4 protein-coding genes are annotated in these 12901 nt (G+C 33.8%); all 4 read right to left on the bottom strand.

Translation table 11 applies throughout. From position 1 onward, the window contains the following. Positions 1–124 precede the first annotated feature (124 nt). The 4 genes from ACFSR1_RS00090 to ACFSR1_RS00105 all read right to left on the bottom strand — a co-directional run bounded on the left by ACFSR1_RS00090 (position 125) and on the right by ACFSR1_RS00105 (position 12860). A complete protein-coding gene (locus ACFSR1_RS00090; protein WP_378288407.1) occupies positions 125–3607 on the bottom strand; it encodes a glycosyl hydrolase in 3483 nt (1160 codons plus the stop codon). A gap of 215 nt (positions 3608–3822) precedes the next feature. Continuing rightward, positions 3823–7737 carry a family 16 glycosylhydrolase gene (locus ACFSR1_RS00095; protein WP_378288409.1) on the bottom strand — a complete coding sequence of 1305 codons (3915 nt, stop codon included), beginning with the start codon at positions 7735–7737 and terminating at the stop codon, positions 3823–3825. Between the two features lie 734 nt (positions 7738–8471). Continuing rightward, positions 8472–11279: a helix-turn-helix and ligand-binding sensor domain-containing protein gene (locus ACFSR1_RS00100; RefSeq protein ID WP_378288411.1), complete on the bottom strand. Its 2808-nt coding sequence runs from the start codon at positions 11277–11279 to the stop codon at positions 8472–8474. Next, positions 11280–12860, bottom strand: a complete 1581-nt coding sequence (locus ACFSR1_RS00105; protein ID WP_378288413.1) for a solute:sodium symporter family transporter — start codon at positions 12858–12860, stop codon at positions 11280–11282. Positions 12861–12901: the final 41 nt, after the last annotated feature.

Genomic DNA, 12901 nt, shown 5'->3' on the forward strand with positions numbered 1-12901 from the left:
GTTGTTTCCCTTATTGTATCTTATCTATGTGTAAGAATTTTAAGTCTGTAAATCATATTTTCTCAAAATAATAAAAGTGGCTTAAAGTATTAAACCACTTTTATTTACACCCTATTAAAAAAACTTATTCTTTTACTAATTTAAAACTTTGTTTGAATGAATCCCCAGATAGTATCAAAAAATAGATTCCGGCTTCTTTTTGCATTAAGTTTAATTCAATACTTTCAATTTCCTTACCGATTGGTGCGTCTTCAATTATTTTTCCAGAAATATCTAATACTCGATATCCATAATACTTATGTGCAGAAGACAGCACAATTTTTGTTTGATCCGTTAGTGGGTTTGGATATATTAAAATTTCAGATTTGTCTTTATCTGGATTCGATACCCTGTTACCATTACAAGAACCTACAGCAAAGTCATGTTTTGCATTTGCTGTATTATTCTCACCTCCTGTTGGCAAACTATAGGTGTAATAAAAATACACCTGCTCTCCTTGAATGGCATTTATCTGAAAAGGAATATTAGGTGTCACACCATATCCAGGATACGTCCCAGTTGGAGAAGTGCTGTAATAAAGTATGCATACATTATCTCCCATTCCGTTTATTTCAGGTATAAAAGTAATTGTTGGATTATTAGTATCCGTAGACACTTGATACATGTACTGACCATTTGTAGCCGTTCCCGAGCAAGTTGTTCCTCCTCCTGTTGTATCTTCAGCAGCTTTGAATTCTACAAAATTAAGATTTAAACCATTCGCATCAAATACTACCCTCACCTCATGCGAACCTTCACTAATAGTAATATTGCTTATTGTTATAGTTTCATAATTCTGCCATCCGTTTGTATTAGGAACGGATATTATATCAGTAACAGAAATTCCATCTACTTCTAAATGAAATTTGCCATTACCGTTTGGTGACGCTACTCTAAAATCAATATCATAAGTATTAGAAGATGCCGTAGCATTAATATCATATGCTAACCATTCTCCAGAGCTAATCCATCCTATATTATAATTTTCGCCAGCGGTATCTCCTGTATTTTGAATATCCACATTATCTTCTCTGTATGCTCCCCCAATATTTCCTATACTCGTATCATGATATCCTACACCTTCGCCTCCTTCGTTATAATCTTCAGCTTCAATTAAACCTGGTATATTGCTACTATTAGTAGGAGGATTAATAATAATTCCATTTCCATCGGTAGTAATTAAAGTATTCGCAGGAACGGTAAATGAATCTATCTCATCTCCATCTCTATAGACTCTACAGATTTGCTCTGTATCTTTTGGGTTATAAACAACATACATTACCTTTCCGTTTTTCAGAAAAGCGCTACTCATTGGTAAACTCAATCGGTAGTTCGATTGTCTGAGTCCAAGATTTTGAGAATTATGTGCATAGTAATACGTTAATGCGCTCTCATTAGAGTTATGAGCTACATTGTATTCCTGAGAACCACCTGGGCTATTCCAAAATTGATCAAAATTACTAGTCACTCCTTCAGGATCAAAAAACAATTTGAATCCCCAGGAAACATTCATCCAATCACCACTTAGATTTCCTAAATCAGCCGTCATATTATTTATAATTGGATCTACTATTGCATTGGCCTCATTTGGTGTAAGGAAGTCATTCCAGAATCCATAGGCAGGTGAAATTGGCAACCATTGTATTCCATGAATATACGTGTCTTGTGCTCCAAAAAAAGTTCCATATACATATCTATTCATTTCTAAAATCCCAACAATAGGCTGGTCATATCCTATTTCTTCAAATACACCACTTTCATTATACCAATAATCCGCTATAGCTCTTCCCTCCATTACATAGCCATAAGCAGCTGCATCTCTCATAGCAGTATTTTCAGTTATTTCACCTGTCATATACATTCCAGCCCAAGATTGCATGGCCTCTGAAGTAGATTCTTGATTATTTCCTATTGCGTTTCCTAATCCATTGGCAAAAGAATGTCCCATCCATGGACTAAATGTTCTCATATATGGAAATTCTGTATCGTTTCTATCCCAGTTAGCGTATGTCTTAATAACTTTAGTTAGCATTGGCCAATAATCATCCATAGATCCTGGCTCAGCCATTTCCAACAAAGCTCCAGCATGAGCTAGATATCCATAATGAAAATGATGATCCGTAAAAAATCCAGAATAGTATTCTTCATTAAATCCAACTAGTGCTTTCCAAGCTGGATAGTACGCATAATAAAAAGAAGTTTCACCAGGTGTATACGTTAACCAATCATAGGTTTTTTCTTTTGCAAAACTCAATAAGTCAGCAAAGTCAGGATGGTTTATTTCTTTAGCTATAAGTGTATATTTAATTAATTGAACCAATGCTTTTCCGCCCCAATAGGTGCCGTTGGCAAAATTATCACGATTCAATCCTGCGCTATAATTATCCACCATCTCTACCAATTTTGCTTTCTCATACGGATTGGCGTCAGCACTAACAGTAATTGGTTCATTAAAGTGCGGTAAAAGATCAGCATTGAACTCATAATTAAAGGAAAAACTGGTTCCCGAAGCCAGTTTTACTGTTCCTCTCGGTGTTGCACGATATTCTCTTCCGTTAAGAAAAGAAAAGGTATTGGCATTTCCTCTATAATGATGAGGGATGAATCCTTGCAAAACATTGGCTTGATTTCCTATAATATTCGTCTTTTCTACTTGATATGTAACATTCACCAAACCATTTTCTGGCTGATAATCGTACAAAGCCTTTGTGTCGGTTGGTCTTGCAAAAGCATAGTCGTGTAAAAAGTTAAGATCTGATATCTCAGTCAATGCCGAAAACACAACGTATTTCCCATTGCTATTTGCTAGTTCTAGATCTCCATCTATTCCATTTTTTGGGGTAATATTGGTATTCTCTGTAAGATGAACACCATATAAATTACCATCATATTCTATGATAAATCGATCCACAGTAGCTGGAAAACTAAGCTCATTTCCATTTGCATCATAATAAGTCCTGACTCCTGTGTGAATAGATTGAATAATAGCATCAAATCCGTTTGGTTTTGTCCAGACAAAAGGCATTCCTTGTGCTAAAGTAACATCGATGGTTTGATTGCTATTATTGCTTGACTGTACTTCTAAATTTACGTGCCAGTCTGACCAATTTGTTGCGATAGTTTTATTTGCCGTAAAATTATCACCAGTCAATGTTACTAAATAATCCACGCTAATTCCCACACTTTCATCGCCACCCCAATCTTTTGCTGTTCTATGTCCAATCTGATAACCTTCGCTATTAGCGCGGGACAATAAAGGATACGTCCATAAGTTTCCTCCATTTCTGGAACCATCTGCATTTTCATTATATAAAACACTTGTCCACCAATCATTAGTCGGAACCGGTTTTCCTATCATATTAGGACCAATATCTAATGTAGGGTTTAAAGCTATGGTTTGGAACATAGGCTGTGTAGGATCATTGTTAATAAATTCGTGTGCTGGTGGGTATTCTGCATAAGATCCGCTACCTACAGGAATTACATTCTGTGACCAAGTATGAATACCTGGAATTAAAAATAGTAGTGCCACTACTATTATTTTTCTAAATCTTTTTGGTTTTTTCATGAGTAAGATATTTATGTTAGTTTGTGCTAATATTTCGCATATAAAGATTGTGGCGTAAAAGGTTTAAAAACCTAAACACCTTATTTTAAGAGCATTGATCAAACGTGCTACATCAGGATACTCTTATAAAAAATAATGCGACAAGTCTGGATAATCGCAGCTAGGTGCATAAGGAACAACTTCTTTCTCAAAGCTGTTCCTTATTATAAAAATGGTTACTTCTTAAGTATTTTATGAATTGAAGGCTCTATGTTTTGACTATAGGTTTTAATTATATAAAAACCTTTGGCTAAAGAACTAACATCCATATTTAGTTGAGTTTGGGTTTTATTCACAGATTTTGTTAATACCATTGTACCATTTATACTGTAAACATTAACCCGATATGCGTTATCTATACCAGACAATGTGATTGTATTAATCATCGGATTTGGAAAAACAATTATATCAGCTGGATTCTTTTCATTACCTATATCTGATCTATTTACACAAGAACCAACTACAAAATCATGTTTGGATGCTGCCGTATTATTTTCTCCTCCCGTTGGTAAACTGTATGTATAATAGAAATAAATCTGATCTCCTGAATTTGCATTTATTTCAAAAGGTACATTGGGATTTACGGTATATCCTGGATATGGCCCAGTGGTAGAAGTATCGTAATATAGTATACAAATATTATCTCCTATTCCATTAATTTCCGGAACAAAAGTTATGGTCGGATTTGTCGTATCTGATGAAATCTCGTAACTATACTGATTATTATCAGCTATACCAGAACAACTATTTCCATCTGTTGACCCTGTAGCGGCTATGAATTCAAAACTATTAAGATTTAAACCACTAGAATCAAATACCACTCGCAATTCATGTGAACCACTACTTACAGCTATATCCTTTACTTCTATAGTTTGATAATTTTGCCATCCATTTGTATTAGGTACAGATATCACTTCCGTAATGGCAACTCCATCCAGCTCTAAATGAAATTGACCATTGCCATTAGGTGAGGCTACACGGAAGTAAATATCATAACTATTTGTTGATGCAGTTGCATTAATATCATACGCTAACCACTCTCCTGTAGCGATCCACCCAACATTATAGCCTCCTGTTGTATTCTGAATATCTACATCATCTTGTCGATAGGCACCTCCTGTGTTTCCTGCGCTGGTATCATGATATCCAACTCCTTCTCCTCCTTCTTTATAATCCTCAGCTTGTAATATTCCAGGAATTACCGCAAAGGATCCTGAATTCTCATTTACGGTTATAGATGTAGAACCAGTAACCAGGCCACTGGTTGCTGTAATTATATAGTTTCCAATATCCGACCCAGTATATAAACCATTAGTGTCAATAGAACCGCCGGTTGCTGTCCAATTAAAATTAGCAGTAAAAGGTTCTCCATTTTGATCAAACCCTTGCGCACTGAATTGTGCTGTTTCTCCTTGATTAATTTCAGCGCTATTAGAAGAAACTACAATCGAAGACAACACTGGAGTTTGTGTAACATTTTCTTTACTCAAAGATCTTAGATTATCAATATAAAATGTATCTCCATTGTTACTATTAGGGTCAAATAGGAAAACAATATTATCGATTTGAGCATCACTTACTACTAAATCCGGGGTTCCTGTAAGTATAAATTCTAGGGTATGCCAGTTATTCTGTTCTTTTACGGTAGCTTGATATACGCTATGTCTTCCTGATGGAAAATTAGCTGGGGTAGCTATAGAACTGGATTCTAATTGCCAACTAATTACGGTTCCTACCGCAGCACTGGTGTATACATCCATTGCAAATCTTTTCTCATCAGCAACATAAGCACTGGCATCATTAATAAAGTTTGTATCAAAAAATAACACATCATATAACTCACCTGTATTCCTTGTATAGCTAGCCGCTTGTGAAGAATTATTAACAGGATTCGCTTCAGGATTAGAAACATTTGCAGCATACGATCCAGTAGTCAGAGAATCGAATGTTAGATTGTTACTGCCATTATAATCCTGAATCATTTCAGAAAAACTATATGTTGGAGGTAAAACTGTTACTCCATACTTAAAATTATCAAAGTAGTATGTGTCTGATGAATTAGAATTTGGATCAAAAAGTATTGAAATTTCATCAATTGCCAGATTAGATGTTCCTGCATCGGGAGAAGTAGCATGAGTAAACGCAATCGTATGCCAAGAATTTTGTTCTGAAACTACTCCTGCATATTGACTATTTCTTCCTAATGGAAATTCCCCAGCCGAGGAAACTTCATTTTCTAAACTTATATTTATTTCTGTACCAACAGCAGCAGAAGTATACACATCCATAAAGAAAATATAATCTCCGTCTTTAAATGGTCCGCTATCATCGATAGCCGATGTGGAAAAACTAACTACATCATATTGAGAAGAAGCATCTCTCACATATCGAGCTACATTAGTACTATTATTTACTCCATTAGAACCTGGATTAGCTACATTCGATGTATATGTTCCATTTTCAAAAATTGGATTTAATTGATTTACTCCATCATAGTTTGCTATAATAATTTCGTCTAATACAATTGCATCTTGCTCGATCATACTACGTATGTTATCAAAATAGATTGTATGGTCTGTATTACTATTGGCGTCGATCAATAATGCAAATTGGTTGGTCTCAAAAGCTCCAACTGTAACATCGGGTCTGTCCAATAACTCAAACTCCATTGTTTCCCATTGATTTTGTATGGTTGTTTTTGCAATATACCTACTATGCCTTCCAGCTGGCCAATCACCCAAAGATAAAGCACCGTTTTCTAGCTGTAATATAAATTCGGTTCCCACGGGCGCATCACTATATACTTCCATCCAGATAGTCCTTTTGCCTGATATAAATTCTAACGAATTACCTATATCTGCAGATTCCATGAACAATACATCATATTGAGAACCAGCGTCTCTCTGGTATCTACCTACCACAGAAGAATTGTTAGTAGCACTTGATCCCGGATTCGCAATAGATTGGGTAAAAATTCCAGAAGTAGTAGATCCGTACGTAAGATTTCTATTAGATTCGAAATCCTCATATATGAAGCCCAAAGTCCTCGGTGGGTTCACAGAAACACTTATTTTATAGTCATTTACACCACAACCTGCTACATTAACCGATACAGTTACATCACCCCCAGAAGTTCCCCAATTCACATTAATTGAATTTGTTCCTTGTCCTGAAACAATTGAAGCTCCTGCTGGTACTGACCAATTATAGGATGCTCCTGCTATTGGTGTAATTGAATATGTTTTGTTAGTTTCTCCTTCATACACTGCATTATCTCCACTAAGTTGCGTATTAAAGGTTCCACTGTACACCCTAACATAATCTACTTCCATTTGAGTAGGATAATCAGCTGGTGTAGGTTGAATATTACCTGTATAAGGAGTTCCTGGTCCTCCTACGGCAACATTAAGAATAATATACCAATCTCCTTCACTAAAAGGCCAAGGATCTACCGTATTCGCTGGTGTAACTGCATGATATAACTGATCATCCACATACCATCTAATCTCTGTTGGCTCCCATTCTACTGCATATTCATGAAATCCTTCAGAAAGATCTAATCCTGCATTGAACTCTCTACCATTATATTGCCAACCTCCGTTAGAATAATGAACAGTTCCTCCAATACTTTCGGGATTTTTGTGTTGCGCTTCCATAATATCTATTTCGCCTGTAAAAGGCCAATTTCCATTCTCAGGCAACATCCAGAATGCCGGCCAAATTCCTCCTGCAGAAGGTAGTTTTATACTCGCTTCATATCTTCCATATTTAGAATTAAACTTTCCAGAAGTAATTAACTTTGAAGAAGTAAATTGCTTACCACCTGCAGATTCATTTTTAGTAGTAATTATCAAGTTTCCGTTTTGAACAGTTGTGTTCTCTGGTTGATACCATTGTTCTTCGGCATTACCCCAACCACAAAGAGTGGGACATCCATCTCCATTATCAAAACTCCATTTACTAAGATCTACTGAGTTACCGGAAAATTCATCATTAAATATAAGTTCTGAACATTGAGAATGTCCTATTTCTACAAGAAATAGCAACGTGATACATGTTAAAGTGGTTTTAAAGAATATAATTGTTTTCATCATTAAAATGGTTTGTGTAAATAAGTTAGTTTTCAAAATTTTATATACGTAATCCTTTGTCATATGTATTTCACATATACAACATTACTATTTTTCATATCCAGATTGTTTCAACCAAACAATCCGAACACTAAATATGTTTTTCCCAAGTAGTCCTGATAACTAGAAATACAGTTATGTACTTTAATTATCTATTTCCGTATTTGATATTAAAAAAATATCATCATCTTAAATCTGATTCCAGTTGTATAGTGAATATATACGCTGCTGAAACCAAGGGTAGAGCTGAATTAAATATTCCTTGTTGTAGCGGTACTTATTTCCAGATTTTGATATAATCAATCTCAAACTGCTTTGGAAAGATAGTATTATCAACTTCTGGACCCCCAAAATTACCACCAATGGCAAGGTTTATAATTATATAAAATGGCTTATCAAAAGGCCACGTTTTATCATTTTTTTATTTCTGGAGAAAATGTATAAACCAGTTTAATTTAATATCCTCAAATTTAGTTATGAATATTAAGAAATCGTTAATAACTAACCACAACAAAAATCCTACAGTATAGCATAAAAATCAAAAAATTAATAAATTATTTGCATAAATCCTGATTAAAACGGCTGATATTAAGGATTTTACAACTCCTGAAAAAAAGTAAAGAATATAGTATTGTAATCATACTATAACGTTACAGTATAGGTAATGTAGAGGTGATTTAAGGTGATGTATGGTTTTAAATTTCGAGGATGTAGCTCACTAAACTGTCTGAATGTTCTAATTGCAACTTTTTTCTTAGACGATAACGTTTTATTTCTACGCTTTTAACTGAAATATTAACCAATGAAGCAATTTCTTTGGATGATAAATTTAGTCTTAAGTACGTACAAAATCGTAAGTCGTGAGGAGTTAAATTATCATGTTTCTCTTTTAGTTTCTTAATAAAGTCTTTATCTACACTATTGAAAGCTTCCTCAAAATGTTTCCAATCATCCTTATTGTTTAAGTTTCTATCAATGATTCGTTCTACATTCTTTACCCCACCTTTTTCGAATTCGGATTTTTGAAGTTCTTTTTTGATAGTATTTAAAATCTCATTCTTTTTGATAATATTCATGGTAGACGAAGCAAGTTCCCTATTTTTGCTCTCTATATCCTGAGTCAATTTTTCATTTGTAAGTTTCATTATTTCGCCTTCACTCTCCAGTTCTTTGAGTTCCAATTGTCTTTTGTTCTCTTCTACTAATTTTTCTTTTTGTTTATTATAATAGCGTTTATAAGCTCTATGAGTTATTAATAATAGAATTAATAATAAAGTAGAATAAATAATAATAGCTACTTCCGAAAAATACCAGGGCTTTTCGATAATAAAATTATACATTACAACATTCTTACTTAAAACATTACCTGTTTTTGCTCTAACTTTAAACGTATACTCTCCGAATGGCAAATTTTCAAATACTTTATTGGTTTTGGATGTCCAACCACTCCAGTCTTCATAAAAACCTTCTAACTTATACTGAAACTTTGAAATAAGGAATTTATCATATTCGGGAACTGTATATAGAAAAGAAATAGTATTTAAATTAGATTTGAATATTGGAGGAGAATCCGAAACCTTAACCGGTTTAAATTCTGTAGTTTTTTGTTTTGCTGAAACCTTTTCAAGAATAATAGTATGTTCTTTAGAATTTAATCTGGATACATCCAAAATCATATATCCATAGGTAGTTCCTAATAAATACCTCTCCTCTTCAAGGTGCATAATATTTTCGAAACCACTCATTTCTTTTCTTAGCAAGTAAGGGATAGGCACCTTCGTTACTTCTAAATTATCAGAAAATTGGCTTTGAGAAATATAGCCTAATTCTTCATCAGTAAAACTCCAGAGTCCTTCTGTATTATCTTTTATTAGTCTTCCAACATTTTTATCTTTGGCTTCAAAAACTTGATTTACAATATTATCTTGATCAAAAGCTTTGCTTTCCTTGTTAAAAAAAGACACCCCTTCTTGATGCGCATAAAAAAAATCGTTTTTGTATTTTGCTATGCTTGAGCGTTTACCTTTTATAGTTAGTGTGTCTTTGACCACTTCAACTACTTTAGAAAAATCATCATCTACCGTAATGCTAAAAAGCCCTTTGTATTCGTGATTGACCCACAATTTACCATCATATATTTCCAAATATCTAGCAGAGTAATCAAATCCATCAATTTTTTGTTTTAATCTCCATTTCCCATTTTTTTTTACCAGCACACTCAATCCTTCATAATTGCCTTGCAACAACAAGTCAGGATGATCCTCAATAGTGCGAAAAATCCAAGTTCCCTGAATCCAACTTATAAGTTTGGATGTATTATTTTCTATTAAAAAAGTACCATCATTATGTCCGCAAAACAATTTCTTGTCATAAGAAAAAAGATTCCAAACCTGTCCTTTAGTACCTTCAACAAAACTGAATGGCTCATTCTTATTAATGTTTTTATAAAACACTCCTTGATTTGTTCCAAGATATAAAAAACCTTCAAAAACTATTGAGGTATATACAGTACCGATAGTTCCCTTATCGTCATTAAAACTTTTAACTGGCGATTTTATGTTTATACAATTAATGCCTTTATCCAATGCTAACCAAATATTACCGTCTATATCTTCAAAGGAAGACAAAACCGTATTATTACTTAATCCTTTATTCTGATTAATTTGATATACAACTTCTGCTTTTTCTGAAAGATATAGTAGTCCTTTGGAAATGGTTCCTAAAACAAAGCTTCCGTCTTTAAGTGTAATACTACTATAAATGGTAGAATTGCTTAATAAGCCATCAGATGGTGTATTCCATTCACTAACTTCTCCATTCGAAAACTCAAAAAAACCTTTGGTACTAGTTAGTAATAGAATTCCGTTTTGAGACTTCGAAATATTTACTATTTTATCATTAACTACTTCAGCTTCATCTATAACTAATGTCGGGCTCCCTTTTTCAATTTTATAGATTCCGTTATTAATATCCTGATAATATATCTCCCCATAAACATTAAATATATTCGTAATGGCTATATTAGATTCTATAATAGAGATCTTCTCATTGCTAATATTATAAAGATAAATTCTATGAAGAGACTGAAATAATATCCAATTATCTTGGTTGACAATGTGCCAAAACTGTTCATCTTCGATAAGGGTTTCTGTTATATTTTCGCTTAGTGAAGTATATTCGAGATTACCAAACTCGTTTTTTTTCCAGTACCCAAAGTTCATATAGAATCCCGTATAAATGCGATCCTCCACAACTTTGACTGACCTAATCACAGTCTCGTTAGGGGTTGGATAGAGTTCCCAATTAGCTCCGTTGAACTCTAAAAGTCCTTTATTATTGGCTACATAAATGTATTTATTATCGGCTTGAGAAATGGACCAATTTTGTGTTGCTCCTCCATACTCATCCGGTAAATAGACTTCTATCGGCGGTAATTCCTGTGCGGTAACTATCGTCGTAAATAGAAAGAATAGAAATAAAAATATCTTTTTAATATATTTCAATTAATTAAAATAGATGTAGGTAGATATCACAATTAAACATATAATAGCACCTACTATCTTAGTATATTTCCAAGGTGTAATATCCACTTCTTTGGTATATTGCTGCTCGTATGCTTGTTCTCTTGGATACAGTTTACCTATAATTAACATGATAATGATGTTGAGCACAAAAAGAATGGCCATTACATGGAGGAAATGAGGTAGCTCTTTATTAATAAAAACAAACTCATCCAGTAATATGTAAACTACGTACAATAATACTCCGGAAATCATACCTACTTTTGCTGCAATTGCCGGAACACGTTTTGTAAGATATCCTACCACTATAATGGTCAAAATTGGGATGCTATAACATCCATTAATTTTTTGTAAATACGTAAAAATACTTTCGGCTTGGGCTAAAAGTGGTGCAACCAACATTGCCAAAACTGCCAAAATTACCCCAAAACCCTTACCTGCTTTTACCACTTGTTTTTCGCTTGCCTCTTTATTAAAATATTCTTTGTAAATATCAATTCCGAATAAGGTTACTGAACTATTTAAAGCACTATTAAATGAACTGAGAATTGCACCAAACAATACAGCTGCAAAAAAGCCCACTAAAGATAGTGGCAAAACTCTACTCACTAATTTAGGATATGCTTCATCTGCGGTAGTCAACTCTCCTTTAAAAATATGGAAAGCTATAATCCCAGGTAATACCACTATAATGGGTCCTAATATTTTAATGAATGATCCTAATAAAAGCCCTTTCTGTCCTTCCTTTAAATTTTTTGCTCCTAAAGCTCTTTGAATAATAGCTTGATTTGTTCCCCAATAAAATAATTGAACCAACATCATTCCGGTAAAAATGGTTGCAAAAGGAATAGAAGAATCGTTAGAACCAACAGCATTAAATTTTTCAGGGTTTGAAGTCATTAGAATGTTTATTCCTTCAGAAATACTTCCATCACCAATTTCTAGTAAACCAAAAACCGGAATCATAATACCACCTATCAATAACCCTATTGCATTAATTGTATCTGATACCGCTACCGCTTTTAATCCGCCAAAGATTGCATATATAGATCCTATAACACCGATCCCAAACACACATATCCAAATAGAAGTCCCTTTTGAAACACCTAACAATTCAGGAACATCGAACATAGTTGTTATTGCAAGAGAACCTGTATACAAAACAACAGGTAAAAATACCACAACATAGCCAGACAAAAACAATACAGATGTAAATGCTTTTGTAGTAGTATCATAGCGTCTTTCTAAGAATTGAGGTACTGTTGTGATTCCTCCTTTCAGATATCTTGGTAATAAAAAAATAGCCGTAACCACCATTGCAATGGCTGCTAATGTCTCCCATGCCATTACTAAAATCCCTTCTGAATATGCGGATCCATTTAACCCAACAATTTGTTCTGTAGATAAATTAGTTAGTAATAAAGAACCTGCAATTACCACAGCAGTTAAACTACGGCCACCTAGAAAATAACCATCAGAAGATGTTTCGTCAGTTTTTCTGGTAGCAATGTATGATATGATTGCAACTAAAAGTGTGAATCCTATAAAAGAAATAATACCCATATCTAAATTTTAATGATTTGTTAAGAATCATAAAAATATCA

The sequence above is a fragment of the Aquimarina rubra genome, assembly GCF_042684305.1.
GTDB classification, from domain to species: domain Bacteria; phylum Bacteroidota; class Bacteroidia; order Flavobacteriales; family Flavobacteriaceae; genus Aquimarina; species Aquimarina rubra.

Coding starts and splice junctions, on each gene's coding strand:
- ACFSR1_RS00090 (WP_378288407.1), bottom strand. CDS start 3,607: ATGAAAAAACCAAAAAGATTTAGAAAAATAATAGTAGTGGCACTACTA.
- ACFSR1_RS00095 (WP_378288409.1), bottom strand. CDS start 7,737: ATGAAAACAATTATATTCTTTAAAACCACTTTAACATGTATCACGTTG.
- ACFSR1_RS00105 (WP_378288413.1), bottom strand. CDS start 12,860: ATGGGTATTATTTCTTTTATAGGATTCACACTTTTAGTTGCAATCATA.